Raw genomic sequence first — 18,025 nt, 5'->3', positions numbered from 1 at the left:
ATAATTCACAAGAAAAATAAAGAGATTAATAGAAATAATTTGAAATATTTCATCGAATTTAATTACATTTATTTTTGAAACTAAATCACAAGCCATAGAATAGTATCGAGCCTGTAATTACGGAGGGTGATTACATATATTCATATAAATTATCTTTAAAGGGAATATATAATGAAAAGAAAAGTTCTGGCATTTCTGGTACCCGCGTTATTAATGGCAGGCGCAGCGAATGCGGCTGAAATGTATAACAAAAATGGCAACAAAGTTGACCTGTACGGTAAGGTTGACGCGCGTCATACCTTCTCTGACACCCCTGGTGATGATGGCGATGAAACCTATGTACAGGTTGGTTTCAAAGGCGAAACCCAGATTACTCGCGATCTGGTCGGTTACGGTCAGTGGGAATATAAAACGTTCGCTAACGATACCGAAGGCGCGGGTGACAAATCCTTTAACCGTCTGGCCTACGCTGGCCTGAAATATGGCGAATACGGTTCATTTGATTATGGCCGTAATTACGGCGTCGTGTACGACATTGAAGCCTGGACCGATATGCTGCCGGTATTTGGCGGTGATTCTTACACCTGGACCGATAACTTTATGAATGGCCGTGCCAACGGTCTGGCAACCTACCGTAATAGCGATTTCTTCGGTCTGGTTGAAGGTCTGAATTTCGCGCTGCAGTATCAGGGTGCGAATGAATATCAGTTTGCTCAAGAAGACCAGGAAGGCACGAAAAACGGTCATAAAGACGTACGCTTCCAGAACGGCGACGGCTTCGGTATGTCTACCTCCTATGACTTCTCTGGCGATCTCTCCGGCCTGAGCCTGGGTGCGGCGTACTCTTCTTCTGATCGTACTAATGAACAGGAAGCGGCAGGCAAATACAGCGCGCGTTACGCGAGCGGTAAAACAGCTGAAGCGTGGACCCTTGGCGCGAAATACGACGCCAACAACGTCTATCTGGCGATGATGTACGCTGAAACCCGCAACATGACGCCATACGGTGATTATGGTATCGCGGATCAGACTCAGAACTTCGAAGCGGTAGCACAGTACCAGTTCGACTTCGGCCTGCGTCCATCCCTGGCATGGGTTTACTCCAAGGGCAAGGACATGACCTATCCAGGCAACGCCAGCAACCCTCAGGGTCAGCATGGAGACATGGACCTGGTTAACTACATTGACCTGGGTATGACCTACAGCTTCAACAAGAACTTCTCCACCTATGTTGACTACAAAATCAACATGCTGGATAACGATGAAAGCTTCTACGAAGCCAACGGTATTTCCACCGACGACATCGTTGGCATCGGCATGACCTACCAGTTCTAATCTTTAAAAATACCAAAGGCCGCATCTGCGGCCTTTTTTATTTCTTCGCGGTCTGTGTTATGGCGCTTCCTGCAGCGCCACGCGGATGAACCCGTTATTCTGCGCCAGCAGTTCATGGGCTTTCCACGCATCCAGCCCTGTCAGCACCATCAATACCGCCGTTTTACAGTGATGGTTACAGCTCTCCAGCGCCGCTTTTGCCTCCGCCCGGGAGCATCCCCCCGCTTCCATCACAATGGCGATTTGGCGTTCAGCCCATTTGGTACTGCTTGCCTCGAGATCCACCCGCAGGTTGCTGTAAACGCGCCCGGTCCGAACGGCCAGCCCGGTAGCGATCATCGAGAGGATCATTTTCTGCGCAATCCCCGCTTTGGTGTTGAGATAGCCGGCCACCACATCGGCACCCAGTTCTGGAGCAATAACCATACTCGCCAGCTGCGCGGCTTCACTTTGCGCATCACCGGTAATGACGGCGACCGGCGAACCCAGCGACCATGCATGGCGCATTGCCCCCCACACCCACGGCGTTTTTCCGCTGACGGTCACGGCCAGCATCATATCGTGTTCACCAAACTTAATGGCCTGCAGATCGGCAACGCCGCGCTCGTAGCTCCCTTCCCCCTCTTCTGCCGTGACGGCCACCACAGGGGTTTTGCCCGGCGCATAGTCATCGGCAACCTGTTGCGCGACCCGACCAGACGGTCCCGCCCCGACAATCACCAGACGGCCACCGTGATTGAGGGTCGCGGCAGCGTTATCCACCGCGCGGGCAATCACAGGTAAGCAAGGGGTGAGTGCAGCAGAAATGAGTGCATCATCCTGGTGAATGACTTTCAGCATGTCCAGCGTGGACAATCGATCGATATTCATCGTGCTGGCGTGCCGTCTTTCCTTGACCGAACCGGTAAGCAGAATGCTCATAAACAGCCTCCTTATTATGAGTACCCACACACTATAAAGTGTTTTATATAGATGACCTGCGAGGAGGGTCACGAAAAGAGGACCAAATCCACGCCTTTACATGGCTTTAAGAAAAGCGCGTCATCGGCGATAATTACCCCCTTACTTAATCATCGCGGAGTATTGATGAGCGATTTGCAGCCTTTCCTTCCGACGCGCAAGCGCCCCATGAAACTCAATACGCTGGTCACGCTGATGGTATGCGCGATTATCGGTTCAGTGCTGCTGGTGGTCTTTGCGCTCTATTCGGTGCAAATCACCCGCGCCACACGCGATGATGTCAAAGACACCGCGCTCGGCATTGCCCGCACCCTCGCCGACAGCCCCGAGATACAGCGCGGCCTGATGCAGGCGCCGCAGGAGAATATTATTCAGCCCATCGCCCAGGCGGTGACGAAACGAAACGATCTGCTGTTCACCGTGGTCACCGATATGCGCGGGATCCGCTATTCTCACCCGAATGAGGCGCTGCTGGGGCTGCATTTTATCGGCGACGATTTAACGCCCGCGCTGGAAGGCAAAGAGAACGTATCGGTTAACCGGGGCGCGCTCGCCGAAGCGCTGCGCGTATTTACCCCCGTCTACGACGGCCAGCACGAGCAGATTGGCGTGGTAGTGGTCGGTATCTCCCTGAATAAGGTGGAAGAGCAGATTACCCGCGGGCGGCTAAACGCCGTCTGGACCATTTTGTTCAGCATTTTTATGAGTTCGATGGCGATTTGGGGTCTGGTGCGGGTCCTGAAACGCATCCTGTTCGGACTCGAACCCTACGAAATTTCCGCCCTGTTCGAACAACGCCAGGCGATGCTGCAGTCGCTTCGTGAGGGGGTGCTGGCCGTTGATATTCACGGGCGCGTGACGATGATCAATCAGACCGCCAGAGAAATATTGCTTCTCCCTTCCGGCAAGCAGACCGAAAACACCAGCGCACCCCTGCTGGCCAGCCTGCGTGACGTCTCGAAGACGGGCGTCGCGCGCCAGGATCAGGAGATCAGCTGCAACGGCCGGCTATTGCTGTGCAACATGGTCCCGGTGAAAAGCCAGGATCGGGTGATCGGTGCCATCACCACCTTCCGTGATAAAACGGAAATCAGCCAGCTGATGCAGCGTATTGATGGCATGGTGAATTACGTCGATGCCCTGCGCGCCCATACACACGAGTTTATGAATAAACTGCATGTGATCCTGGGCCTGCTGCACATGAAGCGCTACGACAAGCTGGAAGAGTACATCCTGCAGACGGCACATCATTACCAGACGGATATCGGTACGATACAGAGCAAGGTAAAATCCCCGGTGGTAGCCGGGTTCCTGCTGGGTAAAATCAACCGGGCGAAAGAAGCGGGCGTCACCCTGACGCTGGCGGATGAAAGCCAGATACCGGATACCGCAAGTGAAGAGCAGGTCGCGGTGCTGATCACCGCGCTGGGCAACCTCATTGAAAACGCGCTCGACGCGATGGAAGGACAGCAGGAAGGTGAGATTGGCCTGCTGCTGCATTATCAGAATGGCTGGCTCAGCTGTGAAGTCAGCGACGATGGCCCCGGCATTGATCCCACTCAGCTGGAGTCTATTTTTACAAAGGGCTTCTCAACAAAAGGCGACAACCGCGGCGTTGGGCTGTTCCTTGCTCGCCAGCAGATTCAGAACCTTGGCGGCGATATCAGCGTCGAGTCTGAGCCCGGCGTATTTACCCAATTTTTTGTTCACATCCCCTGGGATAGCGAGAGGAATATCGCGTGATAAATGTATTAATTGTCGATGATGACGCCATGGTGGCCGACCTCAACCGTCTGTACGTCAACCGTGTTGAAGGCTTTACCTGCTGTGGCGTCGCCTCCACGCTAAACCAGGCCGAGGCCATCATTAATGACCCCAGCCATCCTGTCGATCTGGTGCTGCTGGATGTCTATATGCAGCAGGATAACGGGCTGGATCTGCTGCCCGTCATTCGCGCATCCGGCCGCCAAATCGATGTGATCATGATCACCTCGGCCGCCGACGCCGCCACGATCCAGACCTCCATCCATTATGGCGTGGTGGATTATCTGATTAAGCCGTTCCAGTTCCCGCGCTTTGAAGAGGCGTTGAACGGCTGGAAGGCAAAGCACAGCCTGATGGGGTCGCATCAGTATTACGAGCAGGCGGACGTCGACCGTCTGATCCACGGCGGGGCACCGGAACTGGCAGACAGCAAAAAGCTGCCGAAAGGGTTAACGCCGCAAACGCTGCGCACGATTTGCCAGTGGATTGACGCACACCCGGAGACGGAGTTTTCTACCGATGACCTGGCAAACGCGGTCAATATTTCCCGCGTGTCCTGCCGCAAATATCTGATCTGGCTGGCGCAAATCAATATTCTGTTCACCAGCATTCACTACGGCGCCACCGGGCGTCCTGTGTATCGCTACCGTCTCCAGCCGGAGCAGACGGGCCTGCTCAAGCAATACTGCCAGTAACGCGGTAGGTATCGTCCAGCAGGGTAAAGCGGAAGTGGTGTGCTGAAGAGAACACCACTTCTTTAGTTTTGGTCACAAAGATAGCTTCTATGTCTGGACGCGCACGCAGCGCGGCGCAGCCCTTCTCCACGCCCATGCCGTACATCAGCGTGGTCCAGATATCGCCATCGATGGAATCTTTTGAAATGATGGTCACGCTGTCCAGTTCGTTGTCCAGCGGATACCCGGTGCGCGGATCGAGAATGTGGTGATAGCGTTTGCCGTTGTGCTCAAAGTAGCGCTCGTACGTTCCCGACGTCACGACGGAGAGGTTCTCGACGACCATCGTGCCGATCAGCGCATCCTCGGCGAACGGTTTTTTCAGTCCGACGCCCCAGCCCCCTTCCGGGGAGCCTAAGGTCTGAATGTTTCCGCCAAGGTTAATCAGCCCCAGCTCAGCGCCCTCTTTATGCAGGTAATCCCGCACTCTGTCGGCGATATAGCCTTTGGCAATCGCCCCCAGATCGATCTCCATCCCCGCCTGGGTCAGAAACACGCTGCTGCTAGCCTCATCAAGGAGGACATCTTCAGGACGGGTTATCGCCAGCAGCGACGCGATTTCATCGGCAGGCGGAACGCTGTCCCCCTGAAAACCAATCTTCCAGCGCTTCACCAGCGGACCGATTGCCAGATTAAAGGCGCTGTCCTTGAGCAGGCTTGCCGCTTTTGCACAGCGGATCAGATCAAACACTGGCCGACTGACGGTGACCGGATGCTGGCCGGCCGCATGGTTGATGTCCATCACCTGCGAGTGCGCGCGGTTGACAGTGAGCAGGTCTTCATACTGTTTGATCAGGCGAAACACGCGGGACGCGAGGGCTTCGTCATGGGAGAAGAGCTTCAGGAGGATGGGTGACCCCATCAGGACGGCGGAGTAACAGTAAACGCGATGGCTATCAGGCATGGCAGGAGTCCTCAGCTGTAGCCCCCGGCTGGCACCGCGCCGCCGGGGAAAATGCCGGATAACGCTGCGCGTATCCGGCCTGGGAAGCAGGAGCCTTACCTCTTTTTCGAACGCAGAGCCGCCTGATGTCCTGCAAGGGTACCAAAAATAATGATATCTGCCACCGCGTTACCGCCGATACGGTTAGCACCGTGGATCCCGCCGACCACTTCACCGGCAGCAAACGCGCCTGGCAGCACGTTGTGGTTGCTATCCAGCACGCAGGTTTCGGTGTTGATGGTCACGCCGCCCATGGTGTGGTGCACGCCCGGCGCAATCTGAATGGCGTAGAATGGCCCTTCATTGATGGGCGCACGCAGCGCGGTGGTACGACCAAAGTCGTCATCATGCTGTTTTTCAACGAAACCGTTGTAACGTTCCAGGGTCGCCAGGAAAGCGTGGTAATCCATGCCGAGCGCTTCCGCCAGGGCTTTCGGCGAGCTGGCGCTGGTCACGAAGCCTTTGGCAATGTACTCATCCGCGGCTTTGTTTTTGGCGCGTACGTGCTCGTCAAAGACGATGTAAGCGTATTTCTCCGGCAGGGCGATGATTGACGCTGAGACTTTATCGCGGGTCGACATTTCGTTGTAGAAGCGTTCCCCTTTCTGATTGACCAGAATCGCCCCGCCCCCGCGGATGGATTCGGAAATCAGGTACGAGGTTTTCTGCTCTACGGTTGGGTGAATTTGAATTTCGCCCATATCGACAGTGCCTGCCCCAATGCGCTCCAGCAGCGCGATACCGCCACCGGTCGCCCCTTTATGGTTGGTGGTGACGAAACCTTCCAGATCCGGACGGTATTTCACGACCATCTGGCTGTTGGCGCTGAAGCCGCCGGTTGCCACAATCACGCTTTTCGCTGCCACGGTGATGGTTTCATTCTCTTCGGTGGTCAGGCGCACGCCGGTGACTTCACCGTTTTCGAAGAGGATGTCGCTGACGGAAGTATCCAGCATCACCTCGATGTTGCGTTTGTTGACGTTACGCACCAAGCCGCTAATCAGGTAACCGCCCACCGCAGAACCGTCTTTTGGACGGTGAGTACGGTCGATGCTCATCCCGCCGGTGGTGGTGATGTCGTTCAGCATGATGCCGCGGGTTGCCAGCCACTCAATTGCCTGCGGCGCGTTCTCGACGAAGCGGCGCAGCAGTTCAGGGTTGTTCTTGTTGCCGCCACCTTTCAGGCTTTCCTGGTAGAACAGCTCTTTGCTGTCCTGAATGCCTTTCACGCGCTGGAAGCGCGTTTCGGCGGCGTTCATCCCGGCAGAGGCTTTAATGGTGTTCCCGCCGATGGTTGGCATTTTCTCAACAATCAGCACGCTCGCGCCTTCGTCGTGAGCCTGAATCGCCGCCGCCAGACCGGCGCCGCCGCTGCCGACAACCACCACGTCCACGCTGCGGGTTTCGTTCGGGTCAACGCCCTCTTCCGCTGCCCGCGCTTTGCTGGATTTCAGCATCGCTTTAGAGACCGCTTTCTTCACCGCTTCACTCTGGCTGGTTGCGCCGGTGATGGCATCCACGTGCGGGGTATTGGCATCCAGAATGCGGGTGCGGATCTCTTCAAAGCTGGTGACGAACTCAACGTCTTCGCTCGGGCCAGACGCCAGCTCGATGTCCGCAATGCGGTCAGTCTCCAGACTGACGTTAATCACCAGCTCGTTCGCGTCGTCCTGCACCTTCTCGGTGAACATGCCCGGTTTGAATTTTGATTCGCCCATGCTCATGTCGCGGATCATCGCTTCCACCAGCGAGAAGCGCCACAGCGGTTCAGGAATGTTCAGCGCCTCGCGCTGGGTGCTGTCCATAAACAGCTCCAGCGTTTCCCCGGCCGCGATGCGGTCGGTCCAGTCCGGATAGGCGATGGTGGCACGGCCCACGGCAATCAGGTCGTAACCGTGTTCCAGCGCTTCATTGGCATCGGCGGCATTCACCACGCCACCCACGCCCATGACCGGAACCTGCGCCAGCGTTTCAGAACGCATCGCGCAGTATTTTTCGATAAGCGGCGTTGGGTCCTGGGTGTCGACAATGGAAGGACGCAGGGTCGCGCCGACGGAAAAGTGCAGGTAATCCACGCCGCGCGCCGCCAGTTTTTCCAGCAGGTACATGGTGTCTTCAAAGCGGATGCCCGGCACTTCCAGCTCTTCGGGGGAGAAGCGGTAGCCAATAATAAAGGCGTCGTCCGCGTACTGGCGCACCATTTTGTGGGTGATATCCAGAACCGCCAGCGGGAACTTCGCGCGATTATCGCGGCTGCCGCCCCACTCGTCGTCACGCTGGTTAGAGTTTGGCGAATAGAATTGCTGAATCAGATAGGTGTTTGCCCCGTGGATTTCCACGCCGTCGAAGCCGGCCTGGATGGCGCGGCGCACCGCTTCACCAAACTTGCCGATCATGCCTTCGACTTCTTCGCCAGTCAGTGCCACTGGCGTTGCTGCGCCCTCACGCGGCGCGGCAACGGCGCTTGGGCCAACCGGCGTACGGCCACCGATCAGTTTCGGGTCAACCATGCGGCCGCCATGGTAGATCTGCAGCAGAGCCTTAGAGCCTTTGGATTTGATCGCCTCCGCGATTTTCGCCAGCCCGGCAATTTTCTCATCATTATCAATCCCGATCGCGCCCGGGAAGGCCAGACCGAGATCGTCGACGAAGCAGCACTCCACAATGATGGTGCCGATACTGCCTGAACGGGCACGATAGTACTCCACCAGTTCACTGGTAACGGTGCCGTCGTAATAGCCGGTGCAGGTGGTCATAGGGGCCATTAACAAACGGTTTTTCAGTTCAGTGCCATTCGGTAATGTGAAGGGGCTAAGAATACGTTCGTTAGTGCTCATATTAGAAACTCCAAACTTTTAAAAAATTAAGAATTCGTTATCGGATTAGTTTTTAGTTCGTCGTTATTTGCCGATGTCATGATATTAATATAATGATTTTTTTAGTTTCTAAAGTTATTACGTTAGTTAAAAAACTATTTAATCCCTGCAATAACACAAATAACACATTGGTGTTAGCGAATGTAATTCAGTCATTCACAATAATTTAAAATTCGTTAAATAAAAATTGGTAAAACCAATTTCCATTACGCATGCAAAACCATTAAAAACAACAAGATATAAAGCAAAGAAAAAATAGATGTTACGAAAATGATAAAACAAACCAATAAAACAGGTAATACCCACATACGCCTGAGCGGTTATTAATAAAAGCATAAAAATAACGCTGCAATTCTGTTTTTTTGATCGCGATCAATAGTTATGGCATCCAAAAGCGCAATATAAAAACATCATCATTTTTTAATTTAGCGCCACCATAAAAGCGTTAAATTGCTATTACTGAAAATACAAAACCGCACCTTTAATAACTAAAAAAAGCAAAGAAACTTAAGAAAGTGATTTTGTTTTTTCATTACGACCGAATCTTTGACAACTTAAGACGTGAAACTATGAATACAAAAACTGCTGTAACGCCCCCTGTGGCGAACCAGGCGTCAAATGGAAACGCAAAACGTCTGCTGATGATGGCACTGCCCGTCATCGTCGCCGTACTGCTGCTGTTTGTTCCGGTACCGGAAGGTCTGCCTCCTTACGCATGGCACTATTTCGCTATCTTCGTTGGCGTGATCGTCGGTTTGATCTTCGAACCGCTGCCGGGTGCGGTGATCGGTCTGACCGGCGTGGTCGCCATTGCCCTGTGCAGCCAGTGGGTGCTGTTCAGTCCTGAACAGCTGGCTGATCCGAAATTCAAGCTGGCAGGCGCCTCCTTTAAGTGGGCGGTTAGCGGGTTTGGTAACTCGACCGTCTGGCTGATTTTCGGTGCCTTCATGTTCGCCGCAGGCTATGACAAAACCCGCTTCGGCCGCCGTCTGGCGCTGATTCTGGTGAAATACCTCGGCCGTCGCAGCCTGACGCTCGGTTACGCGATTACGTTTGCTGACCTGCTGCTGGCACCGTTCACCCCGTCCAACACCGCGCGCAGCGGCGGGACCATCTACCCGATCATCGCTAACCTGCCGCCGCTGTACGGTTCTAAACCGAACGACCCAAGCGCGCGTAAAATTGGTTCGTACCTGATGTGGGTGGCGATCACCGCGGCCTGTATCACCAGTTCAATGTTCCTCTCCGCCCTCGCGCCGAACCTGCTGGCGCTGGCGCTGGTGAAAAGTACGGTTGGGATCGATATCTCCTGGGGCACCTGGTTCCTCGCCTTCCTGCCGCTGGGTATCCTGTTGATTCTGGCCATGCCGCTGCTGGCTTACTGGTTCTACCCACCAGAAGTGAAGGTGAACAACGAAGTGCCGCTGTGGGCGACCCGTGAGCTGGAAAAACTGGGCAAACTGTCCCGCAATGAAATCCTGCTGCTGGTGTTCGTGTGCTGTGCGCTGCTGATGTGGATCTTCGCCGCCGCGTGGATTGAACCCGCTATGGCTGCCCTGCTCATCGTCGGCCTGATGCTGTGGACCGGCGTGCTGGAGTGGAACGATATCACCGGTAACAAAGCGGCGTGGAACACCTTCGTCTGGTTCGCCACCCTGGTTGCGCTGGCGGACGGCCTCTCCTCTACCGGCTTTATCAGCTGGCTGGGTAAAGAAGGTGGTCTGTTAATGAGCGGTATCTCTCCGGGCGTGGCGACCATCGTCCTGCTGCTGGCGTTCTACCTGCTGCACTACCTGTTTGCCAGCACCACCGCGCACACCACGGCGCTGCTGCCAGCGATGCTGACCATCGCCTCCACCATTCCGGGCATGAATATGGAAGTGTTCGTTCTGCTGATGGTGACCTCGCTGGGCGTGATGGGGATCATCACCCCGTACGGTACTGGCCCAAGCCCGATCTACTACGGTAGCGGCTACCTGCCAACCAAAGACTACTGGCGCCTCGGCACCATCTTCGGTGCCATCTTCCTGGCGGCCCTGCTGCTGATTGGCTATCCGTGGATGTCCATGATGTTCTGATTTCTGACCGCCGGGGCCTTCCTCCGGCGGTTTTATTTTTGTGGAGCAAGCTATGTCAAACAAACCGTTTATCTACCAGAACCCCTTCCCTCTTGCGCATGACGACACCGAATACTACCTGCTGACCAAAGAGCACGTCTCCGTTGCCGAGTTCGAAGGCCAGGAAATCCTGAAAGTGGAGCCGGAAGCGCTGACCCTGCTGGCGCAGCAGGCCTTCCACGACGCCGCATTTATGCTGCGTCCTTCCCACCAGAAGCAGGTTGCCGCCATCCTCAACGACCCGGAAGCCAGCCAGAACGATAAGTACGTTGCCCTGCAGTTCCTGCGCAACTCCGAAATCGCGGCCAAAGGCGTGCTGCCGACCTGCCAGGATACCGGCACCGCGATCATCATGGGTAAAAAAGGCCAGCGCGTCTGGACCGGCGGGGGTGACGAAGCGGCCCTGAGCCAGGGCGTGTATAACACCTACATTGAAGACAACCTGCGCTACTCCCAGAATGCGGCACTGGATATGTATAAAGAGGTGAATACCGGTACCAACCTGCCCGCGCAGATCGATCTCTACAGCGTGGACGGCGATGAATACAAATTCCTGTGCATGGCGAAAGGCGGCGGCTCTGCCAACAAAACCTATCTCTACCAGGAAACCAAAGCGCTGATCACCCCGGCTAAGCTGAAAAATTACCTGGTTGAGAAGATGCGCACCCTCGGCACCGCGGCGTGCCCGCCGTACCATATCGCGTTTGTTATCGGCGGAACCTCGGCGGAAGCCACGCTGAAAACCGTGAAGCTGGCTTCCACGCGCTACTACGACGCGCTGCCAACGGAAGGCAACGAACACGGCCAGGCGTTCCGCGATGTTCAACTGGAACAGGAACTGCTCCAGGAAGCACAGAACCTCGGCCTCGGCGCGCAGTTTGGCGGTAAATACTTCGCCCACGACATCCGGGTGATCCGCCTGCCGCGCCACGGCGCGTCCTGCCCTATTGGCATGGGAGTTTCCTGCTCCGCGGACCGCAACATCAAAGCGAAAATCAACCGCGACGGGATCTGGATTGAGAAGCTGGAGCACAACCCGGGCCAGTACATTCCTGAATCGCTGCGCCAGCAGGGCGAAGGCGATGTGGTCAGCATCAACCTGAACAAGCCGATGAATGAGATCCTGGCGCAGCTTTCCGCGCACCCGGTCTCTACCCGCCTGTCGCTGAACGGAACCATCATCGTGGCGCGCGACATCGCCCACGCGAAGCTGAAAGAGCTGATCGACAACGGTGAAGAACTGCCGCAGTACGTCAAAGATCATCCGATTTACTACGCGGGCCCAGCCAAAACGCCGGAAGGCTACGCGTCTGGCTCACTCGGTCCAACCACCGCAGGGCGCATGGATTCGTATGTGGACTTACTGCAGTCCCACGGCGCGAGCATGATCATGCTGGCAAAAGGCAACCGCAGCCAGCAGGTGACGGACGCCTGCCATAAGCACGGCGGCTTCTACCTGGGCAGCATCGGCGGCCCGGCGGCGGTGCTGGCGCAAAACAGCATTAAGAGCCTGGAGTGCGTCGCGTATCCTGAGCTGGGCATGGAAGCCATCTGGAAAATTGAAGTCGAGAACTTCCCGGCGTTTATCCTGGTGGATGACAAAGGCAACGATTTCTTCCAGCAGATCCAGAACCAGCAGTGTAAAGGCTGTTCACAGCGCTGAGTGCTTCCATACGTCCGGCAAGAGCGACAGCGTTTCAGCGATCGTGCTGCGCTTGTCGCTTCCCGGCTTCCAGATGGTGACCATCGTCTGACCAATCCCCTGGCTGCCCACTTCGGTGTGCAGCCTTTTTACGTTTTGCCACTGCCCGGCGTGAAAATGCGTCGGTAAGAATCCCCAGCCGCAGCCGCGCTCCAGCAAACCGCGCAGCATCTCCGGTTCATTGGTAAAGAGGGTATGCCCGGAAATCTGCAGGCGGCGCGCCACCGGCTCGTCCGAGGCGGGGTGCATGACGACCTGGGGCACCAGGGAGAGATCGAGCAGCGACAGAGGCGAAGAACGGTCAGCAAACAGCCCGCTGGCGGCATAAAAATCCATATCGATGGCACCCAGGGCGCGCCACTCCATATCATTGCCCACGCTGCGGTTGCGTGCCTGGCAGATGGCGAGATCCGCGTCGTTGTTCGCCAGCAGCCGTTCCGATTCATCCCGCGAGGCGCAAATAAGGCTCAGGCGGATTTTTCGCACCGCCATTTCAGCAATCACCCCGTGCAGAAAGGCTCTGGGCGTAAAAGGATCGTAGACCAGCGTCAGGTCCTGCGTGGCACCGTGCGGCACCTCTCTGGCAAACGCCTCAAAGGCTTTTACCTGCCGCATCAGCAGGTGCGCCTGGCGCTGAAGCTGCTCCCCTTCGGGCGTGAGCCGCAGGGTGCGGCCGTCGCGAATAAACAGCGCGTAGCCTAACCCATCCTCAAGAAAATCAACCAGATCGCGAAGCGTCGTTCGGTCCTTCTTCAGCGCCACCGCGGCTTTACTCAGGCTCCCGTTCTCGGCCACGGCGGTAAATGCCTCGAGCTGTGCAAAAGAGTAAATCAATCCCGCCACGCTACGCTCCTTCTGTTTTTTGGGGGGATTTTCCCCCGCTACGCGTTTTTTATTATAGCCCCGGGGTTTTTAAACTGAAGCCGTTCCTAACCTGTAAGAGACGGATATGAAAAACAGAAAAGTAAACCATGCCCTGCTGGCGGGCCTTGTCTTCAGCACCCTGCTCTCCCCTGCGGCAGTGGCGGCCTGTAAAGGCACCGACCTCAGCGCCTGCCCAGCCCCCTTCGACACCACGCTGCCAGACCCCCATAAGATGCTCACCTGGAGCCAGGCCGATCGCGTGGTGGGCTTTCGCAATGACTACCGCAACTACGCCGGGGATCGTTTCCGCCACGGTAACGCCGTGCCGCTGCAAATGTCGGACAAGCCGCTCACGGACGCACACTATCAGGTCAACGGCAGGCGCTACGGCCTTCAGGAGTACCTCCAGCGCCAGAACGTCAGCGGCATGCTGGTGCTGAAGGACGGCAAAATCGCCTGGAAGTATCTTGGAGAGGGCAATACCGACTCGACGCTCTGGACCTCGCGCTCGGTTGGGAAATCGGTGGTATCGGCGCTGGTGGGCGTGGCCCTCAAAGAGGGAAAGATCCACTCGCTTGACGATCTGATCACGCGGTATGAACCCGACCTGAAAGGCACCGCGTGGGATGGCGTGACGCTCAAACAGCTGATCACCCATACCTCCGGCGTGGCCTGGAACGAGGATTATACCAACCCCCACTCCGACTTTGCGCAGCTCACCGAGTGCGAGGCGAAACCGGGTACCTATGACTGCGTGCGCAAGCTGGTGAAGGGGTTACGCAGAGCGCATCCGGCCGGAGAGAGCTGGTCTTACTCTTCGGGTGGCGCCTGGCTGCTGGGTGACGTGCTGGAGCGGGCCACCGGCATGACGCTCGCAGCCTATCTGGAGAAAAGCATCTGGCAGCCTTACGGCATGGCGAGCGACGGCGTGTGGCATGCCTACAGCAAAGGCCAGCACGACGTCGGCGCGCACGGCTTTAACGCCACGCTGGAGGACTGGGGACGCTTCGGGCAATTTATCCTGAACAACGGTACGCTGCCGAACGGTAAGACCATCCTGCCGGAAAACTGGATCCGGCAGTCGTCAGACTGGACGAAGGCCAAAGGCTCGGTATCAGACGCCCATCCCGAGGGGCTGTACGGCTATCAGTGGTGGAACAATGAAGTGCCCGCGAACGCCGCGGGCGTAGAGCCGACGGCACAGGATTCGCTAAAAGGTTCGCTCTGGGCGCTGGGCATTTTCGGGCAGATGATCGTGGTGAACCCGAAGGAAAATCTGGTCATCGTCCAGTGGTCTACCTGGCCGCAGGCGGAGCCGTCCTTCAGCGCCCAGCCGCTGGAAGCTTCTCTGATGTTTAGCGCGATCGCCAGGGCGCTGCGCTAAAATGCATCCGCCGGGTAATGAAGCGGTTACCCGGCGCATTCTGAAACGGGCCTCTGCGCCACATCACAAAATCGCAATATCAGAGACTTACAGAATATTGGTGAATAAAAAGCCAACGGTTTGTTAAGTTATTGTTGCCATTAATTGTATTTATCAGTCGAATTATATTCATGCAAAAAATGCATCAGTCGATGCGGCATTTGCGCTTATCTAATTCCTCATCCTGATCCAGTTTTCAGAAACAGACGCGTAAAACGTCAACAATAAACTGGAGATAACCATGTTTTCCTCAACCTCACCTGCAACCGTACGGTCGAAAGCGGGCGCGATACTTCGCGTCACGTCCGGCAACTTTCTTGAGCAATTCGATTTCTTTCTGTTCGGCTTCTATGCCACCTACATCGCCCACACGTTCTTCCCGGCGAGCAGTGAATTTGCGTCGCTGATGATGACCTTCGCCGTATTCGGCGCGGGCTTTTTGATGCGTCCAATCGGGGCCATTGTGCTTGGCGCGTATATCGACAAGGTGGGGCGCAGAAAGGGGCTGATTGTCACGCTGTCCATCATGGCGGCGGGGACCTTCCTGATCGTGCTTATTCCGTCTTATCAAAGCATCGGTCTGTGGGCGCCGCTGCTGGTGCTGACGGGCCGTCTGCTGCAGGGTTTTTCCGCCGGCGCGGAGCTTGGGGGCGTGTCGGTCTATCTGGCTGAAATCGCCACGCCGGGCCGCAAGGGTTTTTACACCAGCTGGCAGTCCGGTAGCCAGCAGGTCGCCATTATGGTCGCCGCCGCAATGGGCTTTGCGCTGAACGCGATGCTGGAAGAGAGCGCTATCCGCGAATGGGGCTGGCGCATCCCGTTCCTGTTCGGCTGTTTAATCGTGCCGTTTATCTTCTTCCTGCGCCGCAAGCTGGAAGAGACGGAAGAGTTCAGCGCGCGTCGCCATCATCTGGAGATGCGTCAGGTCTTTAAAACGCTGCTCGCGAACTGGCAGGTGGTGGTCGCGGGCATGCTGATGGTGGCGATGACCACCACGGCCTTTTATCTGATCACCGTCTACGCCCCCACCTTTGGCAAAAAGGTGCTGATGCTGAGCGCGTCAGACAGCCTGCTGGTCACGCTGCTGGTGGCGATCTCTAACTTCATCTGGCTGCCGGTGGGCGGTGCCCTGTCGGATCGGTTCGGGCGCAAGCCGGTGCTGATTGCCATGACCCTGCTGGCGCTGGCGACCAGCTACCCGGCCCTCACGCTGCTGGCGAGCGCGCCCAGCTTCTCGATGATGCTGAGCGTGCTGCTGTGGCTCTCCTTCCTCTATGGCCTCTATAACGGCGCAATGATCCCGGCGCTGACGGAAATTATGCCGGCTGAAGTGCGCGTGGCGGGCTTCTCGCTGGCTTACAGCCTGGCAACGGCGGTCTTTGGCGGCTTTACCCCGGTCATGTCCACCGCGCTGATTGAATACACCGGCGACAAAGCCTCGCCGGGCTACTGGATGAGCTTCGCCGCGGTATGTGCCCTGCTGGCGACGCTCTACCTCTACCGCCGCCGCGCGGTATCGCTGCAAAACACCGTCAAGTCAGAGGGGGCAGTATGAAACGCACTTATCGCTATACCGCCAGCGCGCTGGTGCTGACGTTCCTGAGCGTCAATGCCTTTGCCCAGGACGTGAAGGTGATGATCTCAGGCGGTTTTAAAGCCGCCCTTGAAAAGCTGGCCCCGGAATATGAACACCGGACCGGGGATAAAATTGTGATCATCCCCGGCCCCTCAATGGGCAATACGCCGCAGGCGATCCCAAACCGACTGGCGCGCGGCGAGAAGGCCGACGTGGTGATTATGGTGGGCGATGCGCTGGAGAAGCTCGAAAAGGCCAGCCAGACCCAGCCGGGTTCGCGAACGGAACTCGCGGATTCTCCCGTTGGCATGGTGGTAAAAAAAGGAGCGAAAGTACCGGATATCAGCAGCGATGCGAAACTGCGTGAAACGCTGCTGCAGGCCAGCTCCATCGCCTACTCTGACAGCGCCAGCGGCAGGTACGTCAGCCAGGCGTTATTCAAAAAGCTGGGAATAGAAAAAGAGGTGGCGGGTAAAACGACAAAGGTCGAGCGTATTCCGGTCGCCTCAGAAGTGGCCAAAGGAAAATACACCCTCGGTTTCCAGCAGGTTAGCGAGCTGTTGCCGGTTCAGGGCGTCACCTTTGTCGGGAAAATCCCTGACAATTTGCAATACATCACGCGCTTCGCGGGCGCGGTTACCCGCCATGCAGAACATCCCGGGGAGGGGAAAGCGCTGTTGACCTATCTCGCCTCACCGCCCTCAAGGGCCGTCATTACGGAGACGGGGATGATCCCCGTTACGTCCGGCGATACTGCTCGGTGATCTGCTTTTCCAGTTCAGCCGCAATATAAGACTGGATGCGCCCCCGGCGCCGGATAAGCCCCACGGTGCGTTTCACTTCCGGCGCCATCAGCGGCAGATGCGTCAACAGCGTGTGCTCTGAGGTCGGCATTGACATGGCGGGAACGGCAGCGATGCCGATCCCCGCCTCAACCATACCGAGCATCGTGGTAACGTGACGTGTTTCGCAGACACTGGGCCGCTCGGGAACGATATCCCCCAGCATCCGGTCGAGCAGATTGCGGTTGCCTGACGTTTTATCGAGGGAGATATAATCCTGCTGGTAGAACGTCTTCCATGTCAGGTGACTCTTCTGCGCGAGGGGATGATCCTTTCTGCACGCCGCGACGTAGACATCCTCCACCAGCGGGAAAAATTCGATTTCAGACGGCAGGTTTCCTGCAAAGCAGATACCAAAATCCGCCTGGCTGCGGGCCACGGCGTCAATGACATTGCCCGCGCTGCTGTCGATGAGCTTAATGCGAACACGCGGATAGCGAGACTGAAAACGCCGGATCACGTCAGGCATAAAGTAACAGGCCGCGGAAGGTACCGTGGCAACCGTGATCAGCCCCGTCCGCTCTTCACTGGCCTTATCGACATCCGCGAGCATTGACTCAACGCTGTCGAGCAACTGTGCGGAGCGCTCAGCAAAGTTTTGTCCGTAGAGCGTCAGCGCCACGCGGCGGGTGGTGCGATCGAACAGCCTGTTTCCCAGCGCGGCTTCCAGCTTTTCAATCCTGCGGCTCAGCGCCGACTGGGATAAACAGATAGATTCAGCGGCGACACGGAAGTTACCGTATTCCACTAACGCTCTGAAAGCATAAAGATCGTTAAGGTCAAAATTCACGGGCATAGCGTCTGGATGTCCTGTCAGGGAATACGCAACAAAGTCAAAAATAATAGCGTCTTATTGACCTGCCGCAACCGCCCAGGCGTTGAAATACCG

Annotated in this window: 13 protein-coding genes; 8 read left to right on the top strand and 5 right to left on the bottom strand. The window is 56.4% G+C overall.

Annotated features, from left to right (window positions below; all coding sequences use genetic code 11):
* The first annotated feature begins 171 nt into the window (after positions 1 to 171).
* The gene (gene ompC, locus BFG58_RS00185; protein WP_069718956.1) at positions 172 to 1,335 is read left to right on the top strand and encodes a porin OmpC; all 1,164 of its coding nucleotides are present in this window, start codon (positions 172 to 174) and stop codon (positions 1,333 to 1,335) included.
* A gap of 57 nt (positions 1,336 to 1,392) precedes the next feature.
* Here ompC and BFG58_RS00180 read toward each other — a convergent pair whose 3' ends face one another.
* Positions 1,393 to 2,256 (bottom strand): N-acetylmuramic acid 6-phosphate etherase, encoded by an 864-nt coding sequence (locus BFG58_RS00180; RefSeq protein WP_063622020.1) that lies wholly within the window; start codon positions 2,254 to 2,256, stop codon positions 1,393 to 1,395.
* A gap of 165 nt (positions 2,257 to 2,421) precedes the next feature.
* On the opposite strand from BFG58_RS00180, the gene BFG58_RS00175 reads away from it, so the two are divergent.
* Together BFG58_RS00175 and dcuR are read left to right on the top strand one after the other, a co-directional pair.
* Positions 2,422 to 4,038, top strand: coding sequence for a sensor histidine kinase (locus BFG58_RS00175; protein WP_048029384.1), 1,617 nt, complete (start codon positions 2,422 to 2,424; stop codon positions 4,036 to 4,038).
* Positions 4,035 to 4,754, top strand: coding sequence for a two-component system response regulator DcuR (dcuR, locus tag BFG58_RS00170; protein WP_069718955.1), 720 nt, complete (start codon positions 4,035 to 4,037; stop codon positions 4,752 to 4,754). Before BFG58_RS00175 ends, dcuR begins: the two co-directional genes overlap by 4 nt.
* Here the strand turns inward: dcuR and BFG58_RS00165 are convergent.
* Together BFG58_RS00165 and BFG58_RS00160 are read right to left on the bottom strand one after the other, a co-directional pair.
* The gene (locus BFG58_RS00165) at positions 4,735 to 5,697 is read right to left on the bottom strand and encodes an FAD:protein FMN transferase (protein WP_069718954.1); all 963 of its coding nucleotides are present in this window, start codon (positions 5,695 to 5,697) and stop codon (positions 4,735 to 4,737) included. The two genes, dcuR and BFG58_RS00165, sit on opposite strands and share 20 nt — an antisense overlap.
* Before the next feature lie 95 nt (positions 5,698 to 5,792).
* The gene (locus BFG58_RS00160) at positions 5,793 to 8,573 is read right to left on the bottom strand and encodes a flavocytochrome c (RefSeq protein WP_069718953.1); all 2,781 of its coding nucleotides are present in this window, start codon (positions 8,571 to 8,573) and stop codon (positions 5,793 to 5,795) included.
* 608 nt (positions 8,574 to 9,181) lie between these two features.
* Between BFG58_RS00160 and BFG58_RS00155 the strand changes: the two genes are divergently transcribed.
* Together BFG58_RS00155 and fumA are read left to right on the top strand one after the other, a co-directional pair.
* Positions 9,182 to 10,690 (top strand): anion permease, encoded by a 1,509-nt coding sequence (locus BFG58_RS00155; RefSeq protein ID WP_008500292.1) that lies wholly within the window; start codon positions 9,182 to 9,184, stop codon positions 10,688 to 10,690.
* 52 nt (positions 10,691 to 10,742) lie between these two features.
* Complete coding sequence (gene fumA, locus BFG58_RS00150) at positions 10,743 to 12,392, top strand: class I fumarate hydratase FumA (protein ID WP_069718952.1); 1,650 nt, start codon at positions 10,743 to 10,745, stop codon at positions 12,390 to 12,392.
* On the opposite strand, the gene BFG58_RS00145 is transcribed toward fumA, so the two are convergent.
* Complete coding sequence (locus BFG58_RS00145; protein WP_048029380.1) at positions 12,381 to 13,274, bottom strand: LysR family transcriptional regulator; 894 nt, start codon at positions 13,272 to 13,274, stop codon at positions 12,381 to 12,383. The genes fumA and BFG58_RS00145 overlap by 12 nt on opposite strands.
* 106 nt (positions 13,275 to 13,380) lie before the next feature.
* Between BFG58_RS00145 and BFG58_RS00140 the strand changes: the two genes are divergently transcribed.
* The 3 genes from BFG58_RS00140 (at position 13,381) to BFG58_RS00130 (ending at position 17,058) form a co-directional block, all read left to right on the top strand.
* Positions 13,381 to 14,679 carry a serine hydrolase gene (locus BFG58_RS00140; protein ID WP_069718951.1) on the top strand — a complete coding sequence of 433 codons (1,299 nt, stop codon included), beginning with the start codon at positions 13,381 to 13,383 and terminating at the stop codon, positions 14,677 to 14,679.
* A 280-nt stretch (positions 14,680 to 14,959) separates the two neighbouring features.
* A complete protein-coding gene (locus tag BFG58_RS00135) occupies positions 14,960 to 16,273 on the top strand; it encodes an MFS transporter (RefSeq protein WP_048029378.1) in 1,314 nt (437 codons plus the stop codon).
* On the top strand, positions 16,270 to 17,058 hold the full coding sequence (locus BFG58_RS00130; protein ID WP_069718950.1) for a substrate-binding domain-containing protein: 789 nt from the start codon (positions 16,270 to 16,272) through the stop codon (positions 17,056 to 17,058). Before BFG58_RS00135 ends, BFG58_RS00130 begins: the two co-directional genes overlap by 4 nt.
* On the opposite strand, the gene BFG58_RS00125 is transcribed toward BFG58_RS00130, so the two are convergent.
* A complete protein-coding gene (locus tag BFG58_RS00125) occupies positions 17,033 to 17,932 on the bottom strand; it encodes a LysR family transcriptional regulator (protein WP_045908141.1) in 900 nt (299 codons plus the stop codon). The two genes, BFG58_RS00130 and BFG58_RS00125, sit on opposite strands and share 26 nt — an antisense overlap.
* Positions 17,933 to 18,025: the final 93 nt, after the last annotated feature.

The sequence above is a fragment of the Enterobacter sp. ku-bf2 genome (assembly GCF_001742765.1).
GTDB lineage: Bacteria > Pseudomonadota > Gammaproteobacteria > Enterobacterales > Enterobacteriaceae > Enterobacter > Enterobacter quasiroggenkampii.
This window is presented reverse-complemented; position numbering and strand designations above follow the sequence as displayed.